Here is a 16,373-nt window from a genome sequence, read left to right as displayed (position 1 = left end):
TCATTTAAAGGAAGAATGAGCGAAGAATGGTTGCGGCAACAATTAAGAAGATACATGCTCCAAACCAGCTGGCAGCAGTTTTACTGGTATCAGGGTCACCGCTGCTGAACTTGTTATAGACTTTTACGCCTCCGATGAGTCCGACGACTGCACCGATGGCGTAAATTAATTGGGTAGCGGGTTCAAAATAAGAAGTGACCATCTGTGTAGCCTCATTGATTCCGGCTGAACCATTGCCTTGACCAAATACCGAATTAATTGTTACGAATGTTAAAATTGCGTACAGCAATTTTTTTCTTTGTTTTTTCATAATGAATAGATTTTTTGATTATTAAACCCGCACTTTACGGGCTTGAAGACAAAGATGTCCGAGTCTAGGTACTCAGTAACAGGAATGGCATTGGATGGACTCTTTTGGCTGTTAAAGAACCGTGCGCCAGTCAGAATTCCTGTATAAATAATTGTAAATTTGCAAGGAATTTCAAAAAAGAGAAATCATGGATAAAAGGTTCACAGATATTATTGAGCTCATCAAACAGTCTCGTAACAATGCGATAAGAAAAGTCAATGAGGAACTCATCGATCTATACTGGAATATTGGTGAGTATATCAGCAAAAAGGTAGAGCTGAGTGAATGGGGACAATCTGTGGTTAAAGAACTTTCTCAGTTTATCCAGACTCATGAACCTGAACTAAAAGGTTTTTCGGATAAGAATCTTTGGAGAATGAAGCAGTTTTATGAGACTTACAAGGAATTTCCAAAAATCTCAACACTGTTGAGAGAAATCAGCTGGTCTCATAATCTGTCCATATTCTCCAGATGTAAATCAATCGAAGAAAGGGAATTTTATATCAAGTTGACCAAACAGGAAAATTATAGCTTCCGGGAGTTAGAGAGACAGATATCCAGCAGCCTTTTTGAAAGAACGATGATTGGAAATTCAAAACTCTCAACAGTGTTGAGAGAAACTAACGCTGATATAGTCAATACATTTAAAGACAGCTATGTATTTGACTTTTTAAATCTGCCTGAAACATTCAATGAAAATGATCTCCAAAAAGGTTTAATTGAGCAGATGAAAAATTTTATCCTGGAGTTAGGACGGGATTTTCTTTTTATCAGCGAAGAGTACAAAGTACAGGTCGGAAATTCTGATTTTTATATCGATCTCTTATTCTTCCACAGGGGGCTGCAATGCCTTGTCGCTTTCGAACTGAAAGCAGATAAATTCAAACCCGAACATCTGGGTCAGCTTAACTTTTATCTGGAAGCGCTGGACAGGGATGTTAAACGTCAGAACGAAAATCCAAGCATCGGCGTACTGCTTTGTAAAGACAAAGACAGCGAAGTAGTAGAATATGCGCTGAGTAGAAGTCTTTCTCCGACAATGGTTTCTGAATACAAAACGCAGCTTCCCGACAAAAAGGTTCTGCAGAAAAAACTGCATGAATTGTTTGATAACAGATCTTAGTTGAAACTTCTTAATAACAAAAGGGGAATTTGCCTAAACAAACTCCCCAATATCGAAACCTTCAACACCATCTTTGTAACTGGAAGATATGCCTTGAACATCATTCGAAATGCTCTGACTTAACAAATTTGAAATACGCTTCGAAGCCTCCCCCAACGAATTCTCCAAAAGATCAAAAAGCTCGGTCCCATGAATTTTTTGAATTATAGCAACTGCTTGCTGTTCTAAATCAGGTTCCAGCATATTCCGCTGTAACAGCTGACCCGCAGTACTCAATTCCTGAAAGGTAACCCCTGTAGCAAACCCGCTTTCGATATTAGAGTCCTGATACTTCCAATCTTCTTCCTCCTGCCCCCAATTATCCTTGATTAGGATATCATCAAGATTTTTATTCTCGGCTACATCTTCAGCTTTCCCTTCTCTGGTTTCTGATTCAAAATTATCTTCTGCTAATGAAGTAAATTCAAGGTGGCTTTCAGTGGCTTCAACTGGCCAACCTTTTCTTTTTGTTTGCTTAATATCTCCCATTATCGGTGGAGAACTTTTCTTAGTATTACCCCTATCTTTCGCACGGACATTGACTGGGAATCTTCTGTCGAGAAGAATTAGAATGATAGCGATTAATAAACCTGTAATGATTATTTTTTCCATAAAATGATATTAAAAAATGGGACGGTATTTTTTATTGAAATCATCAGTAATTTCCTTTTCAAACATTTCGAAATGATACGCCAGTATATTATCCAGATAAGCATACAGAGAAATCTGGTCATCGGCAATGATTTGAATAATACGCGAGAGGCGCTCGTGATATTCAGGACGGATATAGATACTTTTATCACCCCGCTTAGTCATTGTATGATGAGTAAGAAACTGCTCAACATAACTTAAATCTGATGTTTTTTTATTCTTCAACTTATTTTTTGCTTCACCCTTCTCCTTTGGAGGATCATCAGTTTTTGAAATAACTTCCTTCTTAGGACTTCCTGCCATAATGGACATCAGATATTGTTCATCGATCCCCCTATCATCATTGTTATTTTTTTCATATTCCATACTCTTATAGTTTTACAATTCCTAAAAATTCTTCTACAAATTGATCCAGCCTGCACTGAGCTAACAATTTAGGATCTGCAGGCAGTAAAGTCGATCGGAAAACAGTCTTTGTAATAGCCTCTCCTTCCTTTCTAAATCTTTTACTGTCTGTAATGCTTGTTTCCATAAGTGGCAGCCCTAAATCTGAAATCACTTTACTGTAGTTTTTGTAGAGCAACGTCCGTTCTCTTCCATCCACCTGATTCCAGAAAAGATGGACTGCCCGGATTCCCGTTTGAGTTTCTTTCATCAACACATTGGTTAGAACATCGGTGAAACTTAACGTACTTTCCAGCACAACACGATCCGCAGTAATGGGAGAAAAAATATAATGGACTTTCGTCAAAGTTTTTAAAATACCGGCGGTATTCACAGTTCCCGGTAGATCTAAAAATATAACATCAGGAATTGTTTCAGATCCATCAACATAAGCATCTATATCCTCTAAAACCTGGTCGGCTTTACTCTGGAAAATGGGATATGCTTTTTTATTAATACTCGTAAATTGTTTGTGAGCGATCTTTTTTAAAATCTCATTCTGCATCACCATTTTTAAATCCCGCTCTCTCATCTGGAGTAAACTGTACTGTGGAAAGTCACAGTCAAAAACGGCAACATGATACCTCATCCGATAATGAAGAATACTTGCTAGAAGTGATGTAAAAGTGCTTTTTCCCACGCCTCCTTTTTGGGTGGAAAATGCAATGATGGTAGGTTGTTTTTTTGTTTTCATTTTGCTTGATTTTGGTTATACATAATTGGGAATAAAGACTGATTGACAGCCCCTGGACCAATACATATATCAGGTTCCCTGTACAGCTTTCAGTGCTACTGGACGGAATTCCCTAAAGCTGTATTGACTTCAATCAGTTCTGGCTGAATGCCATCTATCCTGCAATCCTGAAAAATTGCTTTCCTGAAGACTATCTTTCACAGAGATTATCTTGACCGCTGGAATTCCGGAAAGCTGGCATGCTGGATTTCCACTATTCAGGATTTCTATCAGATCTGCAGTCAGGAAATCCCGCCCTCAATCTGATACAAATGAATAGTATTTCTTTTTTAAAACATTTCTAATGGTCGTTTTTGGCTTTAAGTGACTTTCTTTGACTTTCTTTCTAATATTGTCCCTACAAATGATTGTGGTTTACTTTGTTTCAGAAGACTAAGGAGGTCTTGGGAAATTGAACTTTATGAATGCGATCAGTATTACATCTACTTTATTACTGAAATTTCCTTTCACCCGAAAGGAGCAAGTTATGTTTTGAGTGCCTCATAACTTTTTTCGTGCCTCAAAACAACTTGCCCTGGCTGGGGCTTTAAAAACCACTCCGAAGTCGTGATTTTCTTAACATTAAATTAGAGAATATGGAAACGAATAGAAACAATAAAGGAGGGCGTAAGCCTAAGCTGAACCCAAGCAAAAACAGATATGTATTTCGATTGACAGATGAAGAAAATGTTGGTTTTCTAAAATTATTTGAAGCTTCAGGCATGAGCAACAAAGCAAAATTTATTACAACAATTTTGCTTCAGAGAGAATTAAAAATTATAAAAGTGGATGTTTCAACGATGGATTATCATACTCAACTCACTAAATTCTTTTACCAGTTTCAGTCGATTGGAAACAATTATAATCAGATTGTAAAAATTTTATATCGAAACTTTACTGAGAAAAAAGCTTCTCTCTATCTCTTTAAACTGGAAAATCATACTAAAAATCTAGCTGTAATCTGTAAACAGGTGATAGAACTTACGAAAGAATTTGAACAAAACCATATTCAAAAAACTACTGATAAATGATCGCAAAAATTGGAAAAGGTGAAAATCTTTGGGGTGCCCTCACATACAATCAGCAAAAAGTAGACAACGAAAATGGAACGGTTTTATTCACTAATAAGATTTCCGATTTGTGGGATCGACCTTATTCGGTTAAATTTTTTCATCAGTATTTTGAACCCTACTTGATTGCCAATAACAAAACTGAAAAAGCGGTAAGACATATTTCCCTTAATCCTGACCCTAACGATAAGGTTGATGACAAAGATTATAGAGAAATGGCTCAACAATATATGGAGGAAATGGGGTATGGCAACCAACCCTATGTCGTTTTTAAACATACGGATATCGACAGAACTCACATCCATATCGTCACCACCTGTGTACAAATCGATGGGAAGAAAATATCAGATCGCTATGATCACCCGCGATCAATGGAAGCCTGCAGAAAACTGGAAAAACAATATAACCTGAAAGTCGCTGGTGAGAACAGAAATTTAAATCAAAGCTCTATTTTTAAAACTGTAGATTATACTAAGGGAAATATCAAAACACAATTATCATCCGTAATAAGGCATATCTCTAAAACCTATGGCTTTCAAAGTGTAGGTGCTTATAACGCTTTACTCTCTCAATTTAATATTTCCTGTGAAGAGGTTAACGGAGAACTGCATGGAAAGATGAGAAAAGGAATCGTCTATTTTGCAACGGATGAAAATGGAAAAAAAATAAGCAATCCTTTTAAATCATCCCTTTTTGGTAAGCATGCAGGAGTAGAAAATATTCAGATGCTCATTGAGAAATCTAAAGTGAAAATGAAAAATGATCCTTCAAAACATATTCTTAAAAGAACAGTAGAAACTGCACTCAGCACGAGTAAATCGGAAGCTTCTTTTAAGTCTCAACTATTGGAGCAGGGAATTGCTACAGTTATTAGAAAAAATAATCAGGGAAGAATATATGGAATTATATTCATAGATCATAACTCAAAATTAGTCTGGAATGGCTCGCAGCTAAGTAAAGAACTATCAGCCAACTCATTCAATACACTGTGGAATGAGTTAGAAATAAAGCGTGAAACAAAATATGATCATAATGATCACGTTAATTTATCTCAGGAAATATGCACAGAACAATTTCTTACGGATAGCATCAGCGGAGCTTTTGGCGGATTCTTTTCCAGCTTATTGTCTTCAGATACAAATACGGATCAGGAGGAACAAGTTTTTGCATATCAAATGAAAAAGAAACAGAGAAAAAAGAAAAAAAACAATCTTTAGAATATAGTAAAGCTACAATCTAAGAGCTTTACTATATTTTTCAACTATTTCCAATGTTTTTCAACGAACTTTATTAATTCATCTCTCATAACAATTTTGCTGGCTTCAGGCAGGCGAATTAATTCTTCAACTTTTTGAAAACTACCCTTTTTTTCTAAATTATGCTTTTTTAAAAATGCATTACAAAAATCTTTGACTTCATAAAGTTCTTTCTTATTTACCCTATCCCTATCTTTCTTTCCTATGTACTTAGGATCATCACTTGCAGTGGTTGTCTTCTCGTAATCATCATACAGTAAATCATCTTCTGTAAATTCTGCCATATTATTTTAGTTTTAAATTGTTGTAAATTTAGTACCTAGTATATTATTTCTTTTACGGGAAAACGTAAAAAATAAATATCGAAGAAAATAAATGCTATCAAGCGCCACATACTGCCATTTTTTTTGATAAGATCATACACCTAATATTTTCAACCTGTTAATTTAAACTATTTGAAATGCAGGGTGAAGACGATTTAAGAGGACTTGCCAAAATCATGGCGTTTATGCGAGCGGTAAGCATTATTCTAGTACTAATGCACCTCTATTGGTTTTGTTACGGATTTTTTGCAAAGCAACAATGGACACTGGAACTCATCAATAAAATACTTCATAATTTTAATAAGACAGCAGGCCTTTTTTCGCAACCTATTTATTCTAAGCTGTTCGCAATAGTTTTACTGGCTTTGAGTTGCCTCGGAACAAAGGGAGTCAAAAATGAAAAGATCACTTGGAAAAAAATTAGTGTTGTTTTTTCTATCGGTTTTGTCTTATTCTTTTTAAACGCAATCCTCTTACAATCTGCCAGCAGCTTTACTTCTGTACTTTATATTCTATTTACTGGATCCGGATACATTCTTCTGATGCAGGCAGGGGTTTGGATAAGCCGTCTTCTGAAGCATAACTTAATGACTGATGTTTTTAACAGTGAGAATGAAAGTTTTCAGCAAGAAACTAAATTACTCTATAATGAATACTCGGTTAATCTTCCCACAAAATTCTATTATCAGGGAAACTGGCATCAGGGATGGATTAACGTAGTCAATCCGTTTCGTGCGACCATTGTTTTGGGAACACCAGGTTCAGGAAAATCATACGCCATTGTCAACAACTATATCAGACAGCATATCGAAAAAGGATTTTCCATGTACATCTATGATTTTAAATTCGATGACTTATCAACCATTGCGTATAATCATCTTTTAAATTATTCCGATGCTTATACAGTAAAGCCGAAATTCTATATCATCAATTTTGACGACCCTAGAAAAAGCCATCGATGTAACCCCTTAAATCCTAATTTTATGACAGATATTTCAGATGCATATGAAGCTGCTTACACCATTATGCTGAATCTTAATAGAAGTTGGATCCAGAAACAGGGTGATTTCTTTGTCGAAAGTCCCATTATATTGTTAGCGGCAATCATATGGTTTCTAAAAATTTATGAAAACGGTAAATACTGTACTTTTCCCCACGCTATTGAACTGCTAAACAAAAAATATGAGGAGGTATTTACGATATTAACATCTTATTCTGAATTAGAGAACTACCTCTCTCCTTTTATGGATGCATGGCAAGGAGGTGCCCAGGATCAACTACAGGGACAAATCGCATCGGCTAAGATTCCTTTGTCAAGAATGATCTCACCACAATTGTATTGGGTAATGACCGGCGACGACTTCTCTTTAGATATCAATAATCCCAATGAACCTAAAATATTGTGCGTCGGTAATAATCCTGATCGTCAGAACATCTATTCTGCTGCTCTGGGGTTATACAATTCAAGAATTGTTAAGCTGATTAATAAAAAAGGACAGTTAAAAAGTTCTGTCATTATTGACGAGCTTCCCACTATTTATTTCAGGGGCTTGGATAATTTAATTGCTACCGCCAGAAGTAATAAAGTTTCTGTATGTCTTGGGTTTCAGGATTTTTCCCAGCTGACAAGAGATTATGGAGACAAGGAGAGTAAAGTGATTCAGAATACGGTCGGCAATATTTTCAGCGGTCAGGTAGTTGGGGAAACAGCAAAAACCTTATCCGAACGCTTTGGAAAAGTGCTGCAAAAAAGACAAAGTATATCTATCAATAGGAATGATACCTCTACCTCCATCTCCACCCAATTGGATAGTTTGATTCCAGCTTCGAAAATTTCTACCTTGACTCAGGGATTTTTTGTTGGTGCTGTATCCGATAATTTTGATGAAAGGATTCAGCAGAAGATTTTTCATTCGGAGATTGTTGTGGATAGCGTTAAGCTTTCTCAAGAAATGCAAAACAATCAGGAGATACCGCCGTTTCTCATTTCGGCAAAATTGATGTCCTCCTGAACAATGCAGGTTATGGTCAGCATGGGCTTTTTGAAGCCACTACTTCAGAACAGATTCATCGGCAGTTTTCAGTAAATCTTTTTGGAACCATGGAAATGACAAGAGCATTACTGCCCTATTTCCGCGCGCAGAAAAGTGGAAATATTATTACCATTACCTCAGGAGTGGGGCGTGTAACGGTTCCCCTTGTATCGGTTTATGCAGCATCTAAATTTGCTTTGGAAGGGTTCTTTGAATCCCTTTCATTTGAATTGGCTTCCCAGAATATCAACGTCAGAATCATTGAACCCGGAAATATTGCGACTAATTTTGAACAAACTACGAAAGCAAATTTTGCAGATAATCAGACATTAACTGATTACACCAATTATCTGAAACAGATGGATGAGGTATTTCAGAATATCTACAGCAGTGGAGGTTCTACGGCTACTGATGTAGCAGAAACAATTTTTAAAGCCGCTACAGATGAAAACAATACACTGCGTTACGTTATAGGCTCAGATTTACAGCCACTCATTGATATCAGGAATGGAGGAACTGATGAAAACTATATGAATGTCCTGAGAGATACCTTTGTTCCAAAAATTTAGGTTGCTTAAAAATTGAAAATTTATTCAGCAGCTTTAAAAGCATAGACATTTGATTGATCCATTAGCAGATATCTGTTAATGGATTTTTCCATATAACAGGGTAATTGATGGATGAAAAATACGGTTAGAACCAAAAAAGTTCTATTTCTTTGTATTTAATTTGTGAATCATATTTAAGAACTTAAACTATCATTACGATGTTCGAAATCTTTATTAAATATCTTACCGATAAAATTATTCTTTCAAATAAAGAAATTCACTTGATAGAATCTGTATGCAGTCCCAAAAAATTAGTAAAAAAGGAATTTTTATTGCAGGAAGGGGATGTTTTCCGATACAATGCTTTTGTGTGCAGCGGATTATTGAAAACTTTTTCCGTTGCAGAAAATGGCTCACAGCACATTATCAATTTCGCCTCTGAAAACTACTGGGCAGGAGATCGGGAAAGTATAATAAACGGAACTGTTTCACGATTTAATATTGATGCCATAGAACCTACAGAATTAATTCTAATAGAGAAGACAGATTTTGATGAGATTTGCCTGGAAATTCCTCAATTAGGCCAGCTGGTCAGCCAGATTATCCAGAGAAGTCTGATTGTCTCCCAAAGTAGAATCCTTGCAAATATGAGTTTTACCGCGGAAGAAAAATATGAAAGCTTTCTGGAAAAATATCCGCATATTGTCAACAGAATTCCTCAGCATATGATTGCTTCATACATCGGAATTACACCTGAAACCCTTGCCAGATTGCGCAGAAAAAGAGTGAAGAAATAAGCATATTTAAAAATCTTTTTAGAGTGTTGTATAAGTTCCGTCTGTATTTCAGCTATTGATAATCCATCTCTATAATTTTACACGTCCAGATTTCGTCCTATTCATCATCTGCAGGACGTGATATGGGTAAATTTAGTATAACAGTATTACTAATTCATATACTATTATGAGAGTTTTTACTATTTTAAAGACGGTACCCTTTTAATCTGAGAGTAGTAATTCTTTTACGACTCTTCGCCATTTATAAAATCATATTGACCTCAACCGAATTTATATATCGTCATCGGATTCATTTTAAGAAAAACGGAAAAAAAGCTTTTTTTAACTACATAGCTATGTGTAAATAACTGATGAACTCAAAACATGCATTTTTACCAATAAATAGAAATACAGAGGGACAATTTGAATACAGTTTCCATAATGATCTGAAAACTAACTTTTTATTTTTAATTATGGATTATAGAGTAGTAATTGAGTACTTTAAAATTTTGTGATTTTTTTAAAAAAATTTAATATTGACTCATTAATAACCAAAAATTATTAGATGAATTTTTTAATTACAAACTAGTTTGTAATTAAAAAAATTTCACATCTCCCTGTTTCATGATGTAAGCCTATACCTATAAGTTCGAATCAAATAAGCATTAGGTATTGACTACGAAGGATACAGCTGTATATGTTTAATTTTTTAATTTAAAGATTGGTTATGTCCAAGAGAAAATTTTTATTATTCTTTGTATTATTCTTATACGCTTTGCATGCTCAAATAGGATTCTGTACCCAAATGTCGTACGCTACATTAGCTATGAAAGCAAAAGCTAGAAGCCCAACTATAATCAAAGGTTTTGCTCCCATCGATTATCAGGGTACCAGTTGAAAGCAAAAGATAATGCTTATTCATCCAAACAAACTGGTGCTATTGTTTATGTCACACAGGCAATCAGTTATCCTTTAACAAAAACTTTAAATATCAACGGTCAGAATAGGCAATCGTTCCACATCTGGCACCTACCTGGAGAGCCAATTACTAATTATTTAAACGAAACAGTCATAATCTAAAAAAAGTTCAACATACAAAAATCAATTGATTTTTGTATTCAATTTTGCTAATTAAAATTTTTACATGTCATGAATAGAAATCTTATTTTACTATTAACATTATTATTTGTTAATATGCTCCATTCACAAATTGGAATTAATACAAATGCACCAACGAAAACGTTGGATGTAAACGGAGAAACAAGAATCAGAGTATTGCCTCAAGCTACTGCAATAAACAATTCAAATCTTCTGATTTCTGATACTAACGGTAATGTATCACAAATTAATCCTAATGTATTAACAGCCAATCTAAAAATCCCTCAAACAGTATTAAGTGTGAAACTTAACACCCCTAATCCTACCCCATTCCCGGGTGGAAATGTTGTTAGTCCTGTTATTTTTGATACTGTTGATATCAATCCGCCATCTAGTCTCGGAACATGGAATCCATCTACAAATACATTTACAGTAAATTCTCCCGGTGTATATCAGATATCGGCAAGTATTCTTTTATCTAATTTTAATGGTACCAGCGCGAATTTTGCTGTCGTAACAAGCGGATATGTACAAAATTCAGGTGGAATTGTATTAACTGGTAATAGATATACAGTTAGCCAAGTTTTATCATTAAAACTACAGCCCGGAAATACTATTAAATGCAATATTAATACTGGAGACCCTAATCCTTTTAATGAAAACACTGCAATAATGTCAATAATTTACACTCCTTTATAAGGTAATAAATCTTGTGTATATGATATCTATTATTAAATTGTTAGCTTACATAGGAGCATTTACGCTTCATTTTTTCCTTCCTGAAAACTGGAAAAATTTTCACAAAAGAAACTTAATAATAGGCGTGAAATAGCATAAGAGATGATATCCTATTGCTTGGAATGTTTTTTAACAAAATAAGGCTACCTCATTTTGAGATAGCCTTATTAAATTTCACATTTATGTACCTGATGAGGGAAGGTAGATCTTTACTTCTGCAATAACACTAATTTAGTGGAATTGCATATAGATATTTTTTGTGAGTTCAGGGAATCTCTAAATTTATTTTAAATACGCAGATATATCATTAATCAGGGCGATATAAGCTCCATAAATGACAATTCTGAAAAGTATGCTAAAGTATCCTCATGAGCTGATCATATATTAAAGTACAAATTGGTAATCCTTCCAGATAATCCCAGTATATGAAACCATTTCAAAGCGAATAGTCAATTGATAATTAGATAAACATTCTGTAGCTAAAATCTATTTATGTAAAAAGAATTACTTATTACAGCCTGCATTTACTCTGCATTTACCTTAAGTAAGCTCAATGCTGCCTTTTCGTAATTGTACTTAAACCATGTATGCCTGCATTCACAGATGCAAAAGGAATAAAACCATTAGGCAATAAGATCATTAATTTTCTCATAAATTTATTTTTATTGGTTGATTTCTTAAAGACAATTGTAAAACAATACAAAAAACACCATTTTACAAAAAAAAGTACCCCTCAAAAGGTACTCTACTAAAGATAACTCCTGATATTCAAGGAGAAAAAAACAAAATTATATCTTAAATTTATTCAGTTAATATTTTTTATACATCTATTTTGAACTTTTACAATCTGGCTTGCAGACCTCATAAGAACAAAAATAACATCTCACAGAGAAAATAAATAGTATTATCGGGACTTACGATCCAGACTTGATGTTTCAATGCCTTTAAATTATATAAAAAAACGTAACCACTGAACATACAATGAACAATACAGAAAGTAAAAAATGAGCTTTATAGAAACTTGAAGTATCTTGTATCATTCTAAATTTGTAATATAAAACTTTATTGATGGACATTTTAAAAATCAGTACAGAGTGGGCACTAGCAGAATTATTTTCAGCAAAAATTGTTGGCTTATTTAGTATCATAGGCCTGTGTAGTGCTGCCGGATTTGCCATATGGGGTACATCGGTTACTGCCAAAGCTTTTGTAATTCCGATGATCATTGCGGGATCTTTTCTTGCAACTGTTGGAATTGGCTTGTATGTGGCTAATAAACCTCGTTTAGAGCAATTCAAAAATGATTATAATACCGATAGTAAAAACTTTGTAAAAAAAGAAATTGCAAGAACATCAAAATCTCAGGCTGATTTTAAAACAGTATTCAAAATACTCCCCCTCATTATTATCGCAGCCACTATTCTATTCCTATTTTCTACATCAGCTAACTGGAAGGCAATAACGATTACCGTTATGATTACTTCCTGTTTTTTAATGATTGTTGATATCAATACAGAAGCCAGAAATAAAGCCTATCATGAAAAACTGTTAACATTTACAATGTTATGAAAAGCATTATTCCACAAATAGAAAATTCATTTGTTTATTCATGTACTTCACAAGATCAATGGGGATACGAACAATTTATATCTGAACATATTTTAGCGTTCCAAGTATCTGGTGAAACCCATATCTATAATCAGCACGGAGTTTTTGTATTGAAAAAGAATCGTATTCTTTTAGCACATAAAAATCAATTAGCCAAAACACTAAAAATCCCGGGGATTGCCAAAGAGTATAAAGCAATTTCGATTATTCTCAAAGCAGATACCCTAAAAAAAATAGCAACAATGCACAGTATTGCTGCTGATAAAAAGTATTTTGAAAAAAAAAATATACTATTACCTCCAGATAATTTTCTCAAAAGCTATTTTCAATCTCTACTACCCTACTTAGAACAACCTAAAGATGGAAGTAATGGAATGGTATTTTCCAAAATCTCAGAAGCAGTGGAGTTATTACTCAAAATTAATCCCAAATTTAAAAACTTTTTGTTTAATTTTAATGAACCACACAAAATCAACCTTGAGGATTTCATGCTGAATAATTATCACTATAATACTCCTATAGAGAACTTCGCTAAGCTTTCAGGAAGAAGTTTAGCTTCATTCAAACGAGATTTCTATCAGGTTTTTAATATTTCTCCGGCAAAATGGCTGAAAGAAAAAAGACTTGAGGAAGCGTACCGGCTTATTCACTTTGAAAATAAAAAATCATCAGATATATATATGGAACTGGGGTTTGAAAATCTGTCCCATTTTTATACTTCATTCAAAAAAAAGTATGGAGTTACCCCAACTAAAAGTTTAATCCTCAAAAAATAATAAAAAATGAATTACGAAAAAACAATACAAGAATCGGAAGACCGTATAGCTATTCGTGAATTGGTAGACAATTACGCTTTTTGCGCTGATACAAGAGAAGCCCAAAGACAAATGGCATTGTTTACAGAAGACACTAATTTTGAAGTTTACTATGATCCAGAATCTGCAATCCCGTCACAGGTTGTAAGTAGAAGAGCAGATCTGTTTCCTGTATTTGATCATCTGAATACTTATACAAGAACGATGCATTTTAACGGACAAAGTTCTTTAGAACTCAGCGGTGATCATGCAAAGGGAATCGTTTATTGTCTTGCCCATCATTTAACTATAGAAGAGGGTAAGCAGAAATTGATGATAGCAGCTATCAAATACCATGACCGTTACGTGAAACAAAATGGAAAATGGCTTTTTGCAGAGCGTAAATTATTGGTAGACTGGATAGAAAACAGATAAATATTGTTAGTGAAATCGGATATTTAACTTTATCCTGCTTCAATAATCTTTAACAAAACATTAGGCTGTCTATGAAGTATTTTACAGACAGCTTTATATGCGAAATCTGCTCCCTGTGACTTACTTTATAAAGAATTTCCTAAACAGCAAAAGGTTAACTATTACTGAATTACTATCTTACACCTTCTATTTAATACCATCAAAAAATTGATTTTAGAAATAGTTTTAAGTATACATAAGAAATTTCTTCAATAAAAAACAACCACCAGATGCTGCATAACATCCGGTGGTGTGAAAACATGCTATTAATTGGGGAACAATTAATGGGTAATAAATGATTTCATTCTTAACTGTATAATTTTTAATAATGTTCTATTCTTTTATACACCTTACAAGGCAGGGTATTTTACTGTTTAACAGAACATTAATCATAATCAATTTAATGGTATTGCATAAAAATAGTTTTCGTAGGCCCCCGTACCGAAAGTCCACATTCCTGAAGATTTATTTTCAATCAGTAAATATATTCTAACAGACGGAGCGGTAACATCGATAACAGATGAACCCGTAAGCATACTCAAGGTTCCATCATTACCAGTGCCGGTATTGGGAGAAATGACAGAAGCATAGGCAGTGTTTGCTCCCGCAGGACCTAAATGAGTAAAACCTGTTCGCACAGTACTGGTTTGAGAAGTAGAAAGATAAGCATGGAGCCAGAATTTATTTGGATTAGTGTTATTACTTATGGTTAAACCCGCATTCACTGCCCATTTTCCTTGTGTAAGATCAATATAAACTTTTGAGTAAGGTCTGCCAGACCCGCCGTCCGAAGTTGTACTTGCTGTTGGTGATGGGAAGACACCACTTGCCGTTGCTCTTATAGATGCGGGAATTTTCCAGGTACCTACTCCATTTCCATCACTCATTAAAACTTTATCAGCTCCTTCACTTCCATCTACGATTTTGATGGCCCCTTGACTATCACTTCTTATATCCAGTTTTGTTGTAGGTTCCACTGTACCAATACCCGTATTACCTGCCGAAGTTACTACGAAGTCGTTATTCTGCTGGGATACTGCCGGTATACCTGTCGGCGAGTTATCATTTGCGCCATCGATATGGAAAGTTCCCTGAGGATTTGACGTATTTATACCAACCTGGGCATAGATAGCTTCACAAAGTATTATGGGAAGCAATAAAATTACTTTTTTCATAGATTAAATGTATTTAGCATATTAAAAATTAAAAGTTCAAAAAGCTTTCACAAAACAAATCAGAATATATGAAACAAGAAAAAAAACAACCCCCTAACAACCCCTCTATTTGCGCAATCATATAATAATCAATATATTAAAAAATAAATCCAAAAATAAATAAGTCTAAAATACGTGAATTAAAATTTTTGATTATGAAATCTACTATCTGTTTTCCCTAAAACAGCCAACACTTACAACCGTTACTCTTTTATGTCTTTATCATACCATTATTTCCGAGAAAAAATTTCGTAAAAGCGTTTGCTTTAAAAGGCGTATAATGGCTTCAACCCGGTTATGAGAATTGATCCCTATTTATTTTTTGATATAAGCTCAAAAAGCCACCAATAAAATCGGTGGCTTTAGAGCTTATTATAAGTACATCCCGGATTAATTAATGACCTTTAGAGTCATTTCATATTTTCCTAATTTTCTCAGGAACATCATTTTTACTTCCACTTGCAAAATCCGAAATATCCTGCTCATTTTTATATTTTTGAACACAATAAAAGCATTACGAAAGATAATCTTGTATCCCGTACTTTTTCTTGTTTTAATTTTCTTCATATCTTAAGTGTATTTGCAGATATTCCTGCCCTATTAAACAAATTAATAATATTTTCATTTACCATATCATTATGTATTTATTATTATATTTTTTTACTTAACCCACAAACCTCACATGACCAGTTTTAACCTAGCTTCTACTATAAAACCATAAAATTGATATCGGAGAATAAGCACCTATTTTTACTTATAAAATGCTATACAGTGCTTACAACTATTAATATCTTTCTTATCAATACAGTATATTTCATGACGATATCTTTTAATTAGGACCTTTTGATATCACTGCATCTATTTCTTAATTTTCATATGACTAAAAATGATGACATTTTCAAAACTATTTTTACATACGGTTTAAAAGTAAAACTATAGTCATGTAAAAATTATTTTCACCTATCATACACCTATCATAATTTTTAAAAAAAATGGAAGTCAATCACTTAAACACATCCACATACAATTTGCCAAACCTATAGTATCAAAAGCAGACGCCTTTATTTTGTATCCATTTTAAAATAGAATTTTGAGTGTGAAA

Annotated in this window: 16 protein-coding genes; 10 read left to right on the top strand and 6 right to left on the bottom strand. The window is 34.0% G+C overall.

Features of this window, described 5'->3' with window-relative positions:
* Positions 1–4: 4 nt before the first annotated feature.
* The gene (locus tag BUE84_RS05900) at positions 5–310 is read right to left on the bottom strand and encodes a DUF4134 domain-containing protein (protein ID WP_034692230.1); all 306 of its coding nucleotides are present in this window, start codon (positions 308–310) and stop codon (positions 5–7) included.
* A gap of 187 nt (positions 311–497) precedes the next feature.
* Between BUE84_RS05900 and BUE84_RS05895 the strand changes: the two genes are divergently transcribed.
* Complete coding sequence (locus BUE84_RS05895) at positions 498–1,472, top strand: YhcG family protein (protein ID WP_002980937.1); 975 nt, start codon at positions 498–500, stop codon at positions 1,470–1,472.
* A 33-nt stretch (positions 1,473–1,505) separates the two neighbouring features.
* On the opposite strand, the gene BUE84_RS05890 is transcribed toward BUE84_RS05895, so the two are convergent.
* From BUE84_RS05890 to BUE84_RS05880, 3 genes are read right to left on the bottom strand one after another with little or no spacing between them, the layout of a single operon-like run.
* A complete protein-coding gene (locus tag BUE84_RS05890) occupies positions 1,506–2,123 on the bottom strand; it encodes a hypothetical protein (protein ID WP_079240879.1) in 618 nt (205 codons plus the stop codon).
* A gap of 9 nt (positions 2,124–2,132) precedes the next feature.
* Positions 2,133–2,528 carry a DUF3408 domain-containing protein gene (locus BUE84_RS05885; protein WP_034692228.1) on the bottom strand — a complete coding sequence of 132 codons (396 nt, stop codon included), beginning with the start codon at positions 2,526–2,528 and terminating at the stop codon, positions 2,133–2,135.
* Between the two features lie 4 nt (positions 2,529–2,532).
* Positions 2,533–3,300, bottom strand: coding sequence for a ParA family protein (locus BUE84_RS05880; protein WP_079240878.1), 768 nt, complete (start codon positions 3,298–3,300; stop codon positions 2,533–2,535).
* 635 nt (positions 3,301–3,935) lie between these two features.
* On the opposite strand from BUE84_RS05880, the gene mobA reads away from it, so the two are divergent.
* Positions 3,936–4,370, top strand: coding sequence for a conjugal transfer protein MobA (gene mobA / locus BUE84_RS05875; RefSeq protein ID WP_079240877.1), 435 nt, complete (start codon positions 3,936–3,938; stop codon positions 4,368–4,370).
* Positions 4,367–5,626: a conjugal transfer protein MobB gene (gene mobB / locus BUE84_RS05870; RefSeq protein WP_079240876.1), complete on the top strand. Its 1,260-nt coding sequence runs from the start codon at positions 4,367–4,369 to the stop codon at positions 5,624–5,626. The genes mobA and mobB overlap by 4 nt, the downstream gene beginning before the upstream one ends.
* A gap of 44 nt (positions 5,627–5,670) precedes the next feature.
* Here mobB and BUE84_RS05865 read toward each other — a convergent pair whose 3' ends face one another.
* Complete coding sequence (locus tag BUE84_RS05865) at positions 5,671–5,949, bottom strand: hypothetical protein (protein WP_079240875.1); 279 nt, start codon at positions 5,947–5,949, stop codon at positions 5,671–5,673.
* 176 nt (positions 5,950–6,125) lie between these two features.
* On the opposite strand from BUE84_RS05865, the gene mobC reads away from it, so the two are divergent.
* The 7 genes from mobC (at position 6,126) to BUE84_RS05830 (ending at position 14,018) form a co-directional block, all read left to right on the top strand.
* A complete protein-coding gene (gene mobC, locus BUE84_RS05860) occupies positions 6,126–8,000 on the top strand; it encodes a conjugal transfer protein MobC (protein ID WP_238594370.1) in 1,875 nt (624 codons plus the stop codon).
* Complete coding sequence (locus tag BUE84_RS05855; protein WP_079240874.1) at positions 7,985–8,590, top strand: SDR family NAD(P)-dependent oxidoreductase; 606 nt, start codon at positions 7,985–7,987, stop codon at positions 8,588–8,590. Before mobC ends, BUE84_RS05855 begins: the two co-directional genes overlap by 16 nt.
* Positions 8,591–8,787: 197 nt before the next feature.
* Positions 8,788–9,366, top strand: coding sequence for a Crp/Fnr family transcriptional regulator (locus BUE84_RS05850; protein WP_079240873.1), 579 nt, complete (start codon positions 8,788–8,790; stop codon positions 9,364–9,366).
* A gap of 1,128 nt (positions 9,367–10,494) precedes the next feature.
* Positions 10,495–11,142, top strand: coding sequence for a hypothetical protein (locus BUE84_RS05845; protein ID WP_145953217.1), 648 nt, complete (start codon positions 10,495–10,497; stop codon positions 11,140–11,142).
* 1,107 nt (positions 11,143–12,249) lie between these two features.
* A complete protein-coding gene (locus tag BUE84_RS05840; protein ID WP_079240871.1) occupies positions 12,250–12,750 on the top strand; it encodes a hypothetical protein in 501 nt (166 codons plus the stop codon).
* Positions 12,747–13,565 carry a helix-turn-helix domain-containing protein gene (locus BUE84_RS05835; RefSeq protein WP_079240870.1) on the top strand — a complete coding sequence of 273 codons (819 nt, stop codon included), beginning with the start codon at positions 12,747–12,749 and terminating at the stop codon, positions 13,563–13,565. Before BUE84_RS05840 ends, BUE84_RS05835 begins: the two co-directional genes overlap by 4 nt.
* A gap of 6 nt (positions 13,566–13,571) precedes the next feature.
* Positions 13,572–14,018, top strand: a complete 447-nt coding sequence (locus tag BUE84_RS05830) for a nuclear transport factor 2 family protein (protein ID WP_079240869.1) — start codon at positions 13,572–13,574, stop codon at positions 14,016–14,018.
* Positions 14,019–14,452: 434 nt separating this feature from the next.
* On the opposite strand, the gene BUE84_RS05825 is transcribed toward BUE84_RS05830, so the two are convergent.
* Positions 14,453–15,232, bottom strand: a complete 780-nt coding sequence (locus BUE84_RS05825; protein WP_079240868.1) for a hypothetical protein — start codon at positions 15,230–15,232, stop codon at positions 14,453–14,455.
* Positions 15,233–16,373 lie beyond the last annotated feature (1,141 nt).

Source organism: Chryseobacterium indologenes, from assembly GCF_002025665.1.
Taxonomy (GTDB): Bacteria; Bacteroidota; Bacteroidia; order Flavobacteriales; family Weeksellaceae; genus Chryseobacterium; species Chryseobacterium metallicongregator.
This window is presented reverse-complemented; position numbering and strand designations above follow the sequence as displayed.

Coding starts and splice junctions, on each gene's coding strand:
- BUE84_RS05845 (WP_145953217.1), top strand. CDS start 10,495: ATGAATAGAAATCTTATTTTACTATTAACATTATTATTTGTTAATATG.
- BUE84_RS05880 (WP_079240878.1), bottom strand. CDS start 3,300: ATGAAAACAAAAAAACAACCTACCATCATTGCATTTTCCACCCAAAAA.
- BUE84_RS05840 (WP_079240871.1), top strand. CDS start 12,250: ATGGACATTTTAAAAATCAGTACAGAGTGGGCACTAGCAGAATTATTT.
- BUE84_RS05865 (WP_079240875.1), bottom strand. CDS start 5,949: ATGGCAGAATTTACAGAAGATGATTTACTGTATGATGATTACGAGAAG.
- mobC (WP_238594370.1), top strand. CDS start 6,126: ATGCAGGGTGAAGACGATTTAAGAGGACTTGCCAAAATCATGGCGTTT.
- BUE84_RS05900 (WP_034692230.1), bottom strand. CDS start 310: ATGAAAAAACAAAGAAAAAAATTGCTGTACGCAATTTTAACATTCGTA.
- BUE84_RS05825 (WP_079240868.1), bottom strand. CDS start 15,232: ATGAAAAAAGTAATTTTATTGCTTCCCATAATACTTTGTGAAGCTATC.
- BUE84_RS05885 (WP_034692228.1), bottom strand. CDS start 2,528: ATGGAATATGAAAAAAATAACAATGATGATAGGGGGATCGATGAACAA.
- BUE84_RS05850 (WP_079240873.1), top strand. CDS start 8,788: ATGTTCGAAATCTTTATTAAATATCTTACCGATAAAATTATTCTTTCA.
- BUE84_RS05830 (WP_079240869.1), top strand. CDS start 13,572: ATGAATTACGAAAAAACAATACAAGAATCGGAAGACCGTATAGCTATT.
- BUE84_RS05895 (WP_002980937.1), top strand. CDS start 498: ATGGATAAAAGGTTCACAGATATTATTGAGCTCATCAAACAGTCTCGT.
- mobA (WP_079240877.1), top strand. CDS start 3,936: ATGGAAACGAATAGAAACAATAAAGGAGGGCGTAAGCCTAAGCTGAAC.
- BUE84_RS05890 (WP_079240879.1), bottom strand. CDS start 2,123: ATGGAAAAAATAATCATTACAGGTTTATTAATCGCTATCATTCTAATT.
- mobB (WP_079240876.1), top strand. CDS start 4,367: ATGATCGCAAAAATTGGAAAAGGTGAAAATCTTTGGGGTGCCCTCACA.
- BUE84_RS05835 (WP_079240870.1), top strand. CDS start 12,747: ATGAAAAGCATTATTCCACAAATAGAAAATTCATTTGTTTATTCATGT.